The sequence below is a fragment of the Flavobacterium sp. F52 genome, from assembly GCF_000278705.1.
GTDB lineage: Bacteria > Bacteroidota > Bacteroidia > Flavobacteriales > Flavobacteriaceae > Flavobacterium > Flavobacterium anhuiense.
Window position 1 is genome coordinate 111,550 of the sequence record NZ_AKZQ01000023.1, and the last position, 15,027, is coordinate 126,576.

Consider the following 15,027-nt stretch of genomic DNA (forward strand, 5'->3'; position numbering starts at 1 on the left):
ATATAATCAAAAGGTGTTTTTTAAAAACGCCTTTTGACATTTTTAACCCAAATCTAAAATGTTAAAAATCTTGTTAAATTTTATAATGCAAGATTTTAAAGTTCTTTTTAATGGATTCTAAAAACTCAAATGATTGGTTGTTTGAAATAACACCCAAGAATAAATTTTTCTCGCTGAATTTTAAGGAGATTTGGCAGTATAGAGATTTACTGATGCTCTTTGTAAAAAGAGATATAATTACGGTTTATAAGCAGACGGTTTTAGGACCGCTTTGGTACCTCATTCAGCCTTTATTTACTTCTATAACTTTTACTATTATTTTCAATAACGTTGCAGGGATTAAAACAGGCTCAATTCCACCATTCTTATTTAATTTGGCTGGAATCATGGTTTGGAATTATTTTACTGCCTGTTTAAATGGAACTTCAGATACATTTAAATCTAATGCAGGAATATTTGGAAAGGTTTATTTTCCAAGGATTATTACTCCTTTATCTATAGTGATTTCAAATTTGGTCAAATTCGGAATTCAATTTTGCATATTTGTTGTCTTTTATATTTTCTTCTTTTGTCAAGGTGCAGATTTAAGCTTAAATATATCGCTCTTGTTTTTTCCGGTCTTAATAATATTTATGGGAATATTGGGACTAGGTTTGGGAATGATCATTTCTTCAATGGTTACAAAATATCGAGATTTAAATAATTTGGTTGGATTCGGAGTGCAATTGCTAATGTATATATCTGCTGTAATGTATCCAATGAAATTAATAAAAGAAAAACTACCAAAAATTGGTTGGATTGTAGAATACAATCCATTGGCTTATGTAATAGAAACGTCCCGATATATGCTTTTAAATATTGGTAGTATATCAATTTTAGGATTAATATATACAATGGCAGTTACCTTAGTTGTTTTTTTTGCTGGATTATTGGTTTTTAATAGGACAGAAAAAAGCTTTATAGATACCGTATAAATGAAAGATATTATTTTAAAGGCCGAAAATATTTCGAAGCAATATCGTTTAGGTGAAGTTGGAACTGGAACTTTAAGTCACGATTTGAATAGATGGTGGCATAAAATTCGCGGAAAAGAAAATCCATATTTAAAAATTGGAGATACTAATGATCGTTCTAGAAAAGGAACTTCAGATTATGTTTGGGCTTTACAGGATATTAATTTTGAAGTCCAAAGAGGGGAAGTTTTAGGAATCATTGGCAAGAATGGAGCTGGAAAATCTACACTTTTAAAAATACTTTCGAAGGTAACCGCCCCTACTACTGGGAGCATTAAATCTCGTGGTCGTATTGCTTCATTATTAGAAGTGGGTACAGGATTTAATGGCGAAATGACTGGAAGAGAAAATGTTTATCTCAATGGAGCCATTTTAGGTATGACCAAAAAAGAAATTACCTCAAAACTAGACGAGATTATTGAATTCTCAGGATGTGAACGTTATATTGATACTCCTGTAAAAAGATATAGCTCTGGAATGACTGTTCGTTTGGCATTTGCTGTTGCTGCTTTTCTTGAACCTGAAATTTTGGTAGTAGATGAGGTTTTGGCGGTTGGTGACGCTGAATTTCAGAAAAAGGCAATTGGGAAAATGCAAGATATCTCTAAAGGACAGGGTAGAACTGTTTTATTTGTAAGTCATAATATGTCAGCAGTAAAACAACTATGTACAAGAGGAATTGTTTTGGAGCATGGATTAATAAAATTTGAGGGAAATATCCACGAAGCATTAGATGTTTACAATGTAAATTTAGATGCTTTAGTAACAGAAGTTAAATGGTCTATTGATAAAGCTCCAGGTAATTTAAACGCTAAAGTTACTTCTGCGAAATTGATATCTAAGAACCAGCGTTTCTTAATTGAAAATGAAATTGGTATTGAGATAGAATATCTTAATTTAGTTGAAAATCAAAGAATTAATTGTTCCATTTCAATTTTTGATGATCAAAACAATTATGTCATGGCTTCTCCAAATTTAGAACGAAGTTTTCTGGAAGAAGGTAAATATAGAAGTGTATGTGTGATTCCGGAGAATTTTTTAAATAAAGGAAAATATTATTTTACTGTAATTTTAGTGGGGAATAATTTTGAAATAATTGCTCAATTAGATAAAATATTATCAATTGATCTTGATGAAGAAGGTATTCATAGAAAAGATTACTTTGGTTATTGGGGAGGAATAGTACGGCCATATTTAAAATGGAGAAACGATAAAATTGAATTATAGAAGATGAAGTTTATAAGACTTTTGAAAAAGAAACTTAAAAAATATTTTCTTTTAATAAAACGATTTTTCTATAAGGATTTTTTCATTCCGTTTAAGGGGATAAGAAAGAACGATATACTAGTTTTTGATGATATTTTTCCTCACCCTATTTCAGGTTTTAGGCTTGAAGAGTTTAAAGTTTTACTAAACGTATTTAAAAAATCTAAAATTGTAATAGACCCAACAGCATATTCAATCATTAAGACGCCGATCAAACATCATCAAATACATATCAAGGAATTCGAAATTCAATCTGGTTTAATAAAAAAAATAAATCTTAAAAAAGGATTTGTTAATGTTAATACGAAACTATTCTATTGTGTATTTCTTCATAATATATCAATAAATTTAAAATGGTTAGAAAAGTTCGAAATTCCCTTTGTGTTTACTTTGTATCCAGGAGGAGGTTTTAAGATCAATGAAGATATAAGTGATCAAAAATTAGAAAAAGTTTTGACTTCTCCTATGTTTCGAAAAGTTATAGTAACTCAAAAAATCACTTATGAGTATCTTCTTGAAAAAAAATTATGTAAGAAAGAAAATATTGAATTTATTTTTGGTTGTGTCGTGCCTCAGATTTCATTAAGTAAAGACTTAACAGATAAAAAAACTTACTTAATCAATAAAACAACATTTGATATATGTTTTTGTGCTGCAAAATACACATCTAAAGGAGAAGATAAAGGATATGATATTTTTATAGAGTTTGCTAAAACTATTGTAAACAGATATGATTTTATTAATTTTCATATTATAGGAGGCTTCAATGAGGAGGATATTGACGTTTCAGAGCTTAAAGAAAAAGTGAAATTTTATGGGTATCAAAATTTTGATTCTTTAAGTAGTATTTTTCAAAAAATGGATGTATTAATTTCACCAAATAAAGCTTTCATGCTAGGTAAAGGCGCATTTGATGGTTTCCCATTAGGAACTGTTGTTGAAGCGGCTTTAAATGGTGTTTGTGTTTTAATTACTGATGAGTTGAAACAAAACAATGCTTTTGTCCCGAACGTAGATTTAATACTAATTGATAGTGATATTGATTCTATTGTAAAAAACATTATTAATTTAATTGAGAATCCCCAAAAATTATACTTAATTTCTCAAAATGGTAAAGAAAAATTTATTCAGGTTTATTCTAATGAAACTCAAATGAAGCCAAGAATTGCAATATTACTCAATGAAATAGTTGAAACAACAAAATGATAAATGTAACCAAAACCTTTCTTCCTCCTTTGCAGGAATATAAAAAACAAATAAAACGCGCATGGGATAACGAATGGTTAACCAATAGGGGGGAGTTAATATTAGAACTGGAAGAAAAACTGAAAAAGTATTTAGGAGTTTCAAATATTATAATAACCAATAACGGTACTATACCGCTTCAAATTGCTTTGAAATTATTAGGAAGCGAAGGCGAAATTATAACTACACCTTTTAGTTATGTAGCAACGACAGCGTCAATAGTTTGGGAGAATTGTATACCAGTTTTTGTAGATATTCATCCGGAATATTTAACCATTGATGAAACTAAAATAGAAGTAGCAATTACGCCCAGAACCAAAGCTATTTTAGCTACTCATGTTTTTGGAAATCCATGCAACGTTGTTGAAATTGAATCAATTGCAAAAAAGCATAATTTAAAAGTTATTTATGATGCTGCACATTGTTTTGGTGTGAAATTCAATAATAAATCTATTTTTGATTACGGGGACGTGAGTACTTGCAGCTTTCATGCAACAAAGTTATTCCATACTGGAGAAGGAGGAGCAATGTTTGCAAATGATATGGATTTAAGACATAAATTATTTTATTCTCATAACTTTGGACATAATGGTCCTTTGGCCTTTCATGGATTAGGTATTAATGGTAAGATTTCAGAGCTACAGGCTGCTATGGGTTTAGCTGTTTTTCCTTATATGGATAAAATAATAAAAGAAAGGAAGAAAATAGTTGAATTTTATAATGATAACCTAGATTTTTCGAAGTTACAATGCTTAAAATTAAGAGAAAACACGAATTGGAATTATAGCTATTATCCAGTAATTTTTGATACAGAAGAACAATTGCTAAAAGCGCAAAAAGAATTAAACGAAAATCAAATTTTTCCAAGACGTTATTTTTATCCTTCTTTGAATACAATTGAATATACAAAAGGCTTAGAAATGCCAATCTCAGAGAGTATCTCATCTCGCGTATTGTGTTTGCCTTTGTATGTAGGGGTACAACTACAGCAATTAGAAAAAATTGTAATATTAATTAATTCATGTCTATGTTAATTATAGGTGCGAAAGGTTTTGCAAAAGAGGTTTTAGAAATTGCTCATCAATTAAATGAGTTGGAAAATCTGGCATTTTATGATGATGTTAATGATAACATAAATGAACCTTTATTTAATCGATTTCCTGTTTTAAAAACTATTGAAGACACTTCGAATTATTTTAAGACTATCGACAATCGATTTACAATTGGAATAGGAAATCCTTTTTTAAGGAAAAAACTTTATGAAAAATTTACAGCTTTAGGAGGAATCTTTACTTCAACAATAAGCAAATCTTATATTGGAAGTTACGATGTAATTATTGGTGAGGGCTCAAATCTTCTATCAGGTGTGACTATTTCAAATAGCGTAAAAATTGGTATAGGTGCAATTTTATATTATAATTCAATTATAACGCATGATTGTATAATTGGAGATTTTGTTGAAATCTCACCAGGAGTAACAATCCTAGGTCGTTGTAAGATAGGGAATTATTGTCAAATTGGAGCAAATACAACTATATTGCCAGACATTAATATTGGTTCAAATGTTATTGTGGGAGCTGGCACTGTTATTACCAGAGATGTTCCTGATAATTGTTTGATTGTTGGATCTCCAGGAAGAATTAAGAAAGAATTAGAGCCATTACGATTTTAAATGAATGACAATCTAAAGGTTAGTGTCTGCATGATTACTTATGGTCATGAGAATTATATTCGTCAGGCTATAGAAGGAATTCTAATGCAAGATTGCAATTTTGAAATAGAATTAATAATTTCAAACGACTGTTCACCAGATAAAACAGATGTGATTATTCAAGGGATTTTAAAAGATCATCCTAGAAGGTCATGGATTAAATATTTTAATCAAAATAAAAATTTAGGTATAATGCCTAATTTGTTTTTTGCCTTAAAACAATGTTCCGGAAAGTATGTTGCTATGTGTGAAGGAGATGACTTTTGGATTACTAAGGATAAACTACAAAAACAAGTTAACATTTTGGAAGCTGATCGCGGGGTCGGTTTGGTTTACTCAAATGTTAAACAATTAATCGACAAAACGGGTGAATTTCTAGAATTGCCAGCCAGACACGTAAAAAATCAGTCAGAAGTTATTCCTGAAATGCTGAAAAGCAAATTTGTTGAATTTGCAACGACTGTTTTTAGAAAAGATGTTTTAGATCAAGTTGTATTGATACTTAAAGAAGAGCTACAAAACAAAGTCATTGGAGACACTAGAATAATACTTGAAACAGTATTTTATTCAAAATTGTTTTATTTAAATGAAGTAACAACAGTTTACAGAATTTTAGAAGGTAGTGCAAGTCATCCAAAAGAAATTAATAAATATATTTTTGCATTAAAAGATTCCTATTTATGTAGAAAATCTTTTGTTCTAAGGAATAATTTAAATACATTATGGTTGTCAGACTTTATTTGTAATACCAATAGAGGTTTGATAAATAAGGCTTTTATAGCAAATAAATATTCTGATGTAATTAAAATATTAAAAAACATCTTGATAATAGATATATTTAAATATTGTAGTTGGAAAATTTTTCGTAGAAAAATAACAATGCAAATTTGGGCCAAACTTTTTTTATCACTAATTGGAATTGGAGTTTTAAGACAAAAATTAAAATGAATAAAGCGCCCACTGTTAGTGTTTGTATGATTACTTATGGTCATGAGAATTATATTCGTCAGGCCATAGAGGGAGTCTTAATGCAGGAATGTGATTTTGATATTGAGCTAATTATTGCCAATGACTGCTCGCCTGATCAAACAGATTTTGTTATCAAGGATATTTTAGAAAAGCATCCGAAAAAGTCTTATGTAAAATATTTTAAGCATGACAAAAATTTAGGGATGATGCCTAATTTTGCTTTTGCTTTAGGTCAATGTAAAGGAGAATTTATTGCAGTTTGTGAAGGAGATGATTATTGGACGGATTCTCTGAAACTTCAAAAACAAGTTAAATTTTTAAGAGAAAACAATGATTACTCAATTTGTTGGACAAAATATCTAATTAAACAAGAATCAATTACTTCTTCAGAACTCAAAGAACCAAATTGGATTTCTTTAATAAATTGTAATGAAAATGTTACCATAGATTTAAACACAATATTTACTCCATATTGTACGTATACTTTAACGGTTTTGTTTAGAAAAGATAGTTTTGATACTTCTTTTTTTGCAAAATTAAAACATGGTAAGGATAATAGTTTATACCTCATTTGTTTAACAAAGGGAAAAGGACTATTAATGAATTTTTACTCAAGTATCTACAGGATGCATGAAGGGGGTATTTATTCAAATGCATCAATCTTTAAGCAAAAATATTATAGTTATCTCAATCTTAAAGAAATTATAGGTGAGATAAAAAAATGTAATAATTTAAACCTAACAACAATTAGAAATGCTTTACTTATAGATTCCATGAAATTGTATCCAAAGCAATTGTCTTTGAAATATTTCAGTCTAATTATAGATGGATTTAAATTTATTGGACTAAAAAAAACGCTTAAAATAATACTTAGAAAAATTAAATATTGAGATAATGAAAGGTGAAATATTAGTGAGTATTATTATGCCTGCTTATAATGTCGAGAACTATATTGAAGCAAGTATAAAAAGCGTTTTAAATCAGACTTACAGCAATTGGGAGCTAATAGTTGTTGATGATGGATCAAATGATTCTACTGCTGAAATTATAAAAAAAAATCAAATAGTAGATAATAGAATAAAATACATATATCAAACAAATTCCAAACAAGCAAAAGCGAGAAACAATGGTATAAAAAATGCTAAAGGTGAGATTTTAGCTTTTTTGGACTCAGATGATTTGTGGCTTCCTAATAAACTCGAAAAGACTTTAAATCTCTTTGATCAGAATAATTATGACTTGATTTTTACAAATTCATATTATTCAAGTGATTCAGAAATTAATCCTCTTATGCCAAAATTTCAGACAATGAATGTTCTGGATACAGAGTATAGAGGCAAAACCGCAATAAAAGCTTTTATTGATGGAAATAAAATTCCTATTTTAACTGTTTTGGTAAAAAAAGATATTGTGAAAAAGGTTGGTCTTTTTGACGAAGAATGTGTGCCAGCAGAAGATTACGATTTGTGGTTAAAGCTTTTAAAAGAGGGATATGTGTTCAAATCTGTAAGCCATCCACTTTCCATTTACAGAGTTCAGGAAAGTTCTTCAACTGCTGCAGATAGATTTGCAACAATTTCAGTTTTAAAATCTATTTCGAAAAACTTTACTTATTCTGATATTAAGCAAATAGAAGCCTCATTGTTTTTAACGAAATGGATTAGAAGATGGATTAAAACATGTTTAACTCCTTCAAATATTGATAGTCTAAAGTATTATTTAAAGCATTTTAATTACAATGATTTTATTTTATCCTGCATTTTTGTGTCACGTTTTTTGGTTGGCTTCAATATTTTTAAACGACTAATCTTAAAAAAAATTAGTTAAGTCAAATGGTAACAATCTCCATTATAGTTCCATGTTTCAATCAGGCTAAATTTTTAGACGAAACCTTGCAATCTGTTTTAGAACAGACATACTCAGATTGGGAATGTATAATAGTAAACGATGGAAGCCCTGATAATACAGAGGAAATTGCACAAAAGTGGTTAGCAAAAGATTCAAGGTTTAAATATGTAAAAAAAGAAAATGGAGGATTAAGTAGTGCACGTAATTATGGTATTAATATAGCTATAGGAAAGTTCATATTGCCTTTAGATGCAGATGACAGAATTGGGAGTGAATATTTAGAAAAATCAATTGCCGTATTTAAGAAAGAGAGTTGGACCAAATTAGTTTATTGTAAAGCTGAAAAATTTGGAGCTGAATCTGCAGTTTGGAACTTGCCGGAGTTTAGTTTAGATAGCTTAGGTTATTTTAACATGATTTTTTGTTCTGCCCTATATAGAAAATCAGAATGGGAAAAAGTTGGAGGTTATGATGTTAATATGATCTATGGTCTAGAAGATTGGGAATTTTGGATTGCAATTCTCAAAAATGGTGGAGGTGTAAAGCAATTAGATTACATTGGGTTTTATTATAGAATAAAAAACAATTCAATGATTAGAGAATTGAAAGCTGAAGAGAAAAAATACTTATTTGAGTACATTAGTGTAAAACATGCTGATTTTTATGTGAAACAATATGGATCTTTTATGGCGCTAAATAAAACTTTTCAAGATTTTAAAAAAGACTGCTCAGAAGGAATTATTGGTAGAAAAAAAGTATTGAATTTATTTCTAAAGACTTTTTTTGGAGTTTCATTATTTAAAAATTAATCAAATGACTCAATATACAGTCAGCATTTTTATGCTTACTTACAATCAAGAAAGTTTTATAGCTCAGACCATAGAAAGTATAGTAAATCAAAAAACAAATTTTGATTATCAACTTGTAATAGGTGAGGACTGCAGTACAGATACTACTCGTGAAATTTGTGAGAAATATGTAGAACTATATTCTTCAAAAATTAAGTTGTTGCCTTCATTGAAAAATAATATTGGCTTGATTGCAAATTATATGCGAACCATAAAAGAATGTGATGGTAAATATATTGCGATTTGTGATGGAGACGACTATTGGATAGATGAATACAAATTACAAAAACAAGTGGATTTTTTAGAAAATAATCCTGATTTTTCTATTGTTGGTACAAATTTATATAAATTATATCCAGATGGCAGACTGGTAGAATCACAGAAAGATGGGCTCAAGTCTAACTATGAATTTTCAGATTTAATTTTTAATAATGTAGTTCCGTCTGTTACAGCACTGTTTAAAAATGTTCCCAAAGAAGAACCTTTACCGAATTGGATTTTAAATTTCCCTTATGGCGATTGGCCAACTTATTTGTGGGTAATTAAAAATAATGGCAAAATTCATATTTTAAAAGATTTTACTGCTGTTTACAGAATGGAAATTGGAATATCAGCAAAAATTAGAAAAAGTATTGCTGCTATTATAAAAATCAATTTAGACATATTAAAAAATGTACTTGCAGATTCGAATTTTAAGAACAAAAAAGAGATTATTATCAAAAGTATTTATGCGACAGAAATATCGCTTTTAGCTGGGTATAATAGAGAAAAAAAATACCTAAAAGGTTTGAGATTATTCATTAAGATGATAATTAGGAAAGAAAATAAATGGAAAACTGGAAAATTTTATACGTTTTCACTTTTTAAATCTTTAATACAAAATTTAAATATATTGTAATGCTAACCCTTGTTTTAACTAATCGAAATCGTGATTTACGTATTTTAAAAAACTGCCTTAAATCATTAATGCAGCAAAGCGATCAGAACTTTTGCTGTTTTTTAGTTGATTATGGAAGTGAATTAAATTATTTAAGTGAACTAAAGGAATTATTATTGCAATTTCCAAAAATAAGATTTACTTCATGTCCAGTCTCTGGACAGTTATGGAATAAGTCCAGAGCTATAAATCTTGCTTTGCAACAAACTACAACTCCATACTTTTTGGTAGGTGATATTGATCTTATTTTTAGTCCTCAATTTATTCAAAAATGTTCAGGTTTAATGAAAGCAAATGAGGTTCATTATTTTCAATATGGATTTTTATCGAAACAAGAGTCATTATTAAATAAAGAATTTAACGATTATCAAGTTGATTTTGCGGGAAATTATGAAGTAACTGGCACAACTGCATTTCCAACAGAAATTTTAAAAAAATTAAATGGTTATGATGAGTTTTATCATGGATGGGGAGGAGAAGACACTGACATTCATATTAGAATGAGGAATGCTGGTTTGTCAGTTTTATTTTATGATCAAGAAATTTTGGTAAAGCATCAATGGCATCCAAAAGCATACAGAAGCAAGGAAAGTAAGCATCCTTTTCACAGTCAGTTAGAACGTATAAATCATAATTATATGTATCAGACCCAAAAAGGAAAACGTACAATTGCGAACAATAAATTAGGTTTTGGAAAAGCTCCTATAGCTCAAGAATATGAAAAACTGAATCAAAAAACAGAATTTAATTTTTATATCAATAATTCACAAATTGCTTTTGAAGGTCTTTTGGCTCAAATGGCTAATTTTGCGGGAGAAACAATTCAAATTCAAATTACTAACGCACCTTTTGTTGTATTACTAAAAAATAGAATTAAGCATTTTTTAAATAAAAAATATTTGTCATTTCTTTCAATGGAAGATATTAATAACAGCATTTTGCTGGAAATTATTAAAGGTTACCGAAATAACCCATATAAATATACTTTTGATCGTAAGAAAAACATTATTATCCTAACTATTAGATTGTAATCATGAAAATTTTAATGGTTTCAATGCCAACTTTACATTTCTTCAGATGGACAAGTCAGCTTCAGGATTCTGGTCATGAAGTCTATTGGTTTGATATTTCGGGAATGAGCATTAAAGTTGATCGATTAGCTTGGGTAAATCAAAAAATTGACTGGAAACTAAAATATCATTATCCTGGTCGAATTTTTATGAAAAACCGATTTCCTATTATTTATAAAAATATTCAAAAATTTAATGAGCGTGAAACCGCAACTGTTTTTGAAAAGTATCTAAATGAAATAAAACCGGACATAGTACACAGTTTTGCATTATATGTTTCTTGTACTCCTATTTTCGATGTTATGAAAAAGTATCAACACCAAAAATGGATATACTCATCATGGGGAAGTGACTTGTTTTACTTTCAGAACAAATCAAAATACTTAGAAGATATAAAAAAGGTTTTGCCTAGAATTAATTACTTATTTACTGATTGTAAAAGGGATCTAGAAATTGCAAAAAAATATGGTTTTGAGGGTAGGTTTCTGGGGGTTTTTCCAGGAGGCGGTGGTTTTGATCTTAATGAAATTGAAAGATATAAAATACCTTTTGAACAACGAAAAATTATTTTAGTAAAAGGATTTCAAGGCCGTTCTGGAAGAGCAATTAACATTCTTAGAGCGATTGAAAAATTAAAAATTGAACTAAGTAATTTTGAAGTTGTTATTTTCGGTGCAGATATCGAATTAAGCGATTATTTCTATGCATCAGATTTAAGTGTCTGGAAAAATATAACAATTTTTAGGAAAATTTCGCACTCAGAGGTTCTTGAATTAATGGGGAAATCTCTTATTTATATTGGTAATAGTAATTCTGACGGAATTCCGAACACCTTATTAGAAGCAATTTGTTTAGGTTGTTTTCCAATTCAATCAAATCCAGGAGGAGCAACGGCAGAAGTTATTCAGCATCAAAAAAATGGTTTGTTAATAGAAGATTGTGAAAACAGTGAAGAAATTAAAAATTTAATTTTAAAAAGTTTTTCTTTGCTCAATAATAGTAAAATTGACGCTTCAGAATACGATTTTGAACACATTAAAAAGATAGTTAATCAAAAATACAATTTAGTGGATGACACAAAATAAAATCAAATTATTTAAAGTTTCTAATTTTAGTTACACACCGTTTAATAATTTTAATCCAGGAGATTTAGATTATTTAAAAGCGTACAATATTGAAATTGTAAATTCTTCAAAAGAAGCAGACATAATTATCTCGCAAAATTTCAAACACATAAAAAAGCATTTTTGGAAATTCATATTAGGAAAAAAATTTCTTGTTTGGACATTAGAACCTCGTTTTGACACTCATTTTCTTTCTACAAAAAAATATTTTTTTGGATTGTTTAAATGTCATTTCATGAATATTTATACACAGGATGTTTTTGTTTCTAATTTGACATTTCATGCTGGAATGATGAGTACAAGACTAGAGCCAATAAGTGAAGATTTTCAATTAAGTTCAAAACAAATTGTTGCTTTAATGTCTTGCTATAAAGGATTAAATTCGGATAAACTCATTTATAACAATCAAAATATTGATTTAATAGCAGCAAGAACAGAAATAGCATTAGAAGGAAATAAATTAGGTAGATTAGACGTATATGGAAAAGGCTGGCCAGAAGGGGTATCCAAAGAAGATTCGAGAGAAGGGGACTGGCCGACAAGAAAGAAAGAAATTTTAAAACCATATAACTTTAATTTATGTTTTGAAAATACAGCTTCACCAAATTATATGACAGAAAAAATATGGGGGAGTATTCAAGATTACTGCCTTCCCATTTATTATGGAAAAAACACAAATGCATATGATTTATTCCCTAAAGACAGTTTCTTAGATTATTCAAATTTTAAAAATCCAATAGAATTATTTGACTATATTGACAAAATGGATAGCAAGGAATATATATCAAGAATGAACAAATGTATTGCTGTTTATAATTCAATTAATGAAAAAGGATCCGCTTTTGTGAAGGAAGAAAGAATAAAAATGCTTGATAAAATTGTTCAAAAATTAAATACTATTTAATCAATTTTTAGAATTTTATTCAATCTAAGCAATTATATATTAATAGTAAAAATATAAAAAATGAAAAAAACTGCCATAATTCCGTTAAGAAAAGGGTCCAAAGGAATTCCAGGGAAAAACAAAAAAAAGATGCTGGGACGTCCTCTTTTTTCTTGGGTTTTAGGAGAAGCTATTTTTTCAGAACTGGATGAGGTATACGTTTTTACAGATGACCAAGAGATTATAGATTATATTAAAAGAGAATATTCTTGGTCTCCAAAAGTAAAAACGCTTTTGAGAAATGATGAAAATGCATCCGACACTTCATCAACAGAAAATGCGATGCTGGAATTTGCTGCATTGATACAAAATGACTTTGATATTTTGTGTCTATTGCAAGCAACTTCTCCAATGACAAATGCTCAAGATATCAATGCAGCATTAAACGAAATTCTTATTAATAAAAAAGATTCGGCCTTGACTGTTGTAAATACGCATCGTTTTATATGGAATTCTGATGGGACTCCAAGTAATTATGATGTTTTTAAAAGGCCAAGACGCCAGGATTTTGAAGGTCTTTTAATAGAAAATGGAGCAGTATATGCTACTACTAAAGCAGCATTTTTAAAATCAAAAAACAGAATAAGCGATTCTATCGGATTAGTAAAAATGCCAGAAGAATCTTTGGTAGAAATTGATAGTTTATCAGATTGGGAAATCGTTGAAAAATTATTAGCAGACCGCCAGAAAAGAAATAAGGTACATCAACGTATTGATTATTTGGTTTTAGATGTCGATGGGGTTTTTACAGACGGATGTGTTTATTATGATAAAGAAGGTGAATTAGCCAAAAAATTTGATATGCGTGACGGAATGGGCTTAGAAATTCTTCGTCAAAATCAGGTTGAAGTTGTAGTAATGACTTCTGAAAACTCGGAGTTGGTGGCTCAAAGAATGAAGAAATTGCAGATCAAAGAAACTTTTTTGGGGGTCAAAGATAAATTTTCTTTATTAACACATTTTCTTTCAGAGAGAAATAGTAGTTTTGGCGCCGTTGCGTACATAGGTGATGACGTAAACGATTTGGCTAATATATGCAGTGTTGGCTGGTCTTTTACACCATCTGATGCAACAGATATTGTCAAAGCTAACGCAGATTATGTACTGACTTATGCATCTGGAGAAGGGGCAATAAGGGAAACTTGTGAAATTTTACTAAAGTATAATAAACGATATGAAAGAATTTAAAAAACCGTATGTAATCGCTGAAATTGGATGTAATCATAAGGGTGAAATGGCAATAGCCAAAGAATTAATCAAAATTGCTAAAATTTTCGGAAATGCGGACGCTGTAAAATTCCAAAAACGTAATAATAGAGAACTTCTTACTGAAGAACAATATGATGCCCCACACCCAAATGCTTCTAATTCTTATGGAGATACTTATGGAGCACATAGAGAATTTTTAGAATTTGACGTGAATCAACATGCAGAATTAAAAGCATATTGCGAAGAAATTGGTATTACTTACTCAACTTCGGTATGGGATACTACATCGGCAAAAGAAATCGCTTCTTTGAATCCAGAGTTTATTAAAATTCCTTCGGCGTGCAATAATAATTATGAAATGTTGAAATGGCTTTGTGATAATTACCGAGGAGAGATTCATATCTCAACAGGAATGACTACCAAAAGTGAAGCAGATGTCTTAGTTGACTTTTTTACCGAAAATGGACGAAATAAAGATTTAGTGTTGTACAATTGTACTTCTGGCTACCCAGTTCCTTTTGAAGATGTTTGTCTTCTGGATATCAACTTACTTAGAGATAAGTACGAACACAAAGTAAAACACATTGGTTTTTCTGGCCACCATTTAGGTATCGCGGTTGATATTGCTGCTTTTACTTTAGGAGCTAATATTATCGAAAGACATTATACACTTGACAGAACTTGGAAAGGTACTGATCATGCAGCTTCTCTTGAACCAATGGGACTTAGAAAATTAACCCGTGATCTTGATGCTGTATACCAAGCATTGACATATAAAACAGCTGATATTTTACCAATTGAACAAGTTCAGAGAGATAAACTGAAAAATAAAAAGGTATAAATC

The 15,027-nt window shown here is 29.5% G+C and carries 15 protein-coding genes; all 15 read left to right on the top strand.

Annotated elements, in window-relative coordinates:
• Nucleotides 1-110: 110 nt before the first annotated feature.
• The 15 genes from FF52_RS07765 (at nucleotide 111) to FF52_RS07835 (ending at nucleotide 15,024) form a co-directional block, all read left to right on the top strand.
• Nucleotides 111-974, top strand: coding sequence for an ABC transporter permease (locus FF52_RS07765; RefSeq protein WP_008464400.1), 864 nt, complete (start codon nucleotides 111-113; stop codon nucleotides 972-974).
• Nucleotides 975-2,240, top strand: coding sequence for a polysaccharide ABC transporter ATP-binding protein (locus FF52_RS07770; RefSeq protein ID WP_008464401.1), 1,266 nt, complete (start codon nucleotides 975-977; stop codon nucleotides 2,238-2,240).
• A 3-nt stretch (nucleotides 2,241-2,243) separates the two neighbouring features.
• A complete protein-coding gene (locus FF52_RS07775) occupies nucleotides 2,244-3,485 on the top strand; it encodes a glycosyltransferase (protein WP_008464402.1) in 1,242 nt (413 codons plus the stop codon).
• Complete coding sequence (locus tag FF52_RS07780; RefSeq protein ID WP_008464403.1) at nucleotides 3,482-4,558, top strand: DegT/DnrJ/EryC1/StrS family aminotransferase; 1,077 nt, start codon at nucleotides 3,482-3,484, stop codon at nucleotides 4,556-4,558. Before FF52_RS07775 ends, FF52_RS07780 begins: the two co-directional genes overlap by 4 nt.
• The gene (locus FF52_RS07785; RefSeq protein ID WP_035691128.1) at nucleotides 4,552-5,196 is read left to right on the top strand and encodes an acetyltransferase; all 645 of its coding nucleotides are present in this window, start codon (nucleotides 4,552-4,554) and stop codon (nucleotides 5,194-5,196) included. Before FF52_RS07780 ends, FF52_RS07785 begins: the two co-directional genes overlap by 7 nt.
• Nucleotides 5,197-6,183 (top strand): glycosyltransferase, encoded by a 987-nt coding sequence (locus tag FF52_RS07790; protein ID WP_008464405.1) that lies wholly within the window; start codon nucleotides 5,197-5,199, stop codon nucleotides 6,181-6,183.
• Nucleotides 6,180-7,094 carry a glycosyltransferase family 2 protein gene (locus FF52_RS23135; protein ID WP_008464406.1) on the top strand — a complete coding sequence of 305 codons (915 nt, stop codon included), beginning with the start codon at nucleotides 6,180-6,182 and terminating at the stop codon, nucleotides 7,092-7,094. The genes FF52_RS07790 and FF52_RS23135 overlap by 4 nt, the downstream gene beginning before the upstream one ends.
• A gap of 4 nt (nucleotides 7,095-7,098) precedes the next feature.
• Nucleotides 7,099-8,031, top strand: a complete 933-nt coding sequence (locus tag FF52_RS07800; RefSeq protein ID WP_008464407.1) for a glycosyltransferase family 2 protein — start codon at nucleotides 7,099-7,101, stop codon at nucleotides 8,029-8,031.
• 5 nt (nucleotides 8,032-8,036) lie between these two features.
• The gene (locus tag FF52_RS07805; RefSeq protein WP_008464408.1) at nucleotides 8,037-8,861 is read left to right on the top strand and encodes a glycosyltransferase family 2 protein; all 825 of its coding nucleotides are present in this window, start codon (nucleotides 8,037-8,039) and stop codon (nucleotides 8,859-8,861) included.
• A 4-nt stretch (nucleotides 8,862-8,865) separates the two neighbouring features.
• Entirely contained in the window at nucleotides 8,866-9,798 is a 933-nt protein-coding gene (locus FF52_RS07810; protein ID WP_008464409.1) for a glycosyltransferase, read from the top strand.
• A complete protein-coding gene (locus FF52_RS07815) occupies nucleotides 9,798-10,868 on the top strand; it encodes a glycosyltransferase family 2 protein (RefSeq protein WP_035691132.1) in 1,071 nt (356 codons plus the stop codon). Before FF52_RS07810 ends, FF52_RS07815 begins: the two co-directional genes overlap by 1 nt.
• A 2-nt stretch (nucleotides 10,869-10,870) precedes the next feature.
• Nucleotides 10,871-11,992, top strand: coding sequence for a glycosyltransferase (locus FF52_RS07820; protein WP_035691133.1), 1,122 nt, complete (start codon nucleotides 10,871-10,873; stop codon nucleotides 11,990-11,992).
• A gap of 274 nt (nucleotides 11,993-12,266) precedes the next feature.
• Nucleotides 12,267-12,935 carry a glycosyltransferase family 10 domain-containing protein gene (locus FF52_RS07825; RefSeq protein WP_237718540.1) on the top strand — a complete coding sequence of 223 codons (669 nt, stop codon included), beginning with the start codon at nucleotides 12,267-12,269 and terminating at the stop codon, nucleotides 12,933-12,935.
• Nucleotides 12,936-12,995: 60 nt separating this feature from the next.
• On the top strand, nucleotides 12,996-14,162 hold the full coding sequence (locus FF52_RS07830) for an acylneuraminate cytidylyltransferase (protein ID WP_008464413.1): 1,167 nt from the start codon (nucleotides 12,996-12,998) through the stop codon (nucleotides 14,160-14,162).
• Nucleotides 14,149-15,024, top strand: a complete 876-nt coding sequence (locus FF52_RS07835; protein ID WP_008464414.1) for an N-acetylneuraminate synthase family protein — start codon at nucleotides 14,149-14,151, stop codon at nucleotides 15,022-15,024. The genes FF52_RS07830 and FF52_RS07835 overlap by 14 nt, the downstream gene beginning before the upstream one ends.
• Nucleotides 15,025-15,027 lie beyond the last annotated feature (3 nt).

Bases quoted from the DNA above. Each gene is read 5' to 3' on its own strand.
- FF52_RS07765 (WP_008464400.1), top strand. From the start codon at position 111: ATGGATTCTAAAAACTCAAATGATTGGTTGTTTGAAATAACACCCAAG.
- FF52_RS07770 (WP_008464401.1), top strand. From the start codon at position 975: ATGAAAGATATTATTTTAAAGGCCGAAAATATTTCGAAGCAATATCGT.
- FF52_RS07775 (WP_008464402.1), top strand. From the start codon at position 2,244: ATGAAGTTTATAAGACTTTTGAAAAAGAAACTTAAAAAATATTTTCTT.
- FF52_RS07780 (WP_008464403.1), top strand. From the start codon at position 3,482: ATGATAAATGTAACCAAAACCTTTCTTCCTCCTTTGCAGGAATATAAA.
- FF52_RS07785 (WP_035691128.1), top strand. From the start codon at position 4,552: ATGTTAATTATAGGTGCGAAAGGTTTTGCAAAAGAGGTTTTAGAAATT.
- FF52_RS07790 (WP_008464405.1), top strand. From the start codon at position 5,197: ATGAATGACAATCTAAAGGTTAGTGTCTGCATGATTACTTATGGTCAT.
- FF52_RS23135 (WP_008464406.1), top strand. From the start codon at position 6,180: ATGAATAAAGCGCCCACTGTTAGTGTTTGTATGATTACTTATGGTCAT.
- FF52_RS07800 (WP_008464407.1), top strand. From the start codon at position 7,099: ATGAAAGGTGAAATATTAGTGAGTATTATTATGCCTGCTTATAATGTC.
- FF52_RS07805 (WP_008464408.1), top strand. From the start codon at position 8,037: ATGGTAACAATCTCCATTATAGTTCCATGTTTCAATCAGGCTAAATTT.
- FF52_RS07810 (WP_008464409.1), top strand. From the start codon at position 8,866: ATGACTCAATATACAGTCAGCATTTTTATGCTTACTTACAATCAAGAA.
- FF52_RS07815 (WP_035691132.1), top strand. From the start codon at position 9,798: ATGCTAACCCTTGTTTTAACTAATCGAAATCGTGATTTACGTATTTTA.
- FF52_RS07820 (WP_035691133.1), top strand. From the start codon at position 10,871: ATGAAAATTTTAATGGTTTCAATGCCAACTTTACATTTCTTCAGATGG.
- FF52_RS07825 (WP_237718540.1), top strand. From the start codon at position 12,267: ATGAATATTTATACACAGGATGTTTTTGTTTCTAATTTGACATTTCAT.
- FF52_RS07830 (WP_008464413.1), top strand. From the start codon at position 12,996: ATGAAAAAAACTGCCATAATTCCGTTAAGAAAAGGGTCCAAAGGAATT.
- FF52_RS07835 (WP_008464414.1), top strand. From the start codon at position 14,149: ATGAAAGAATTTAAAAAACCGTATGTAATCGCTGAAATTGGATGTAAT.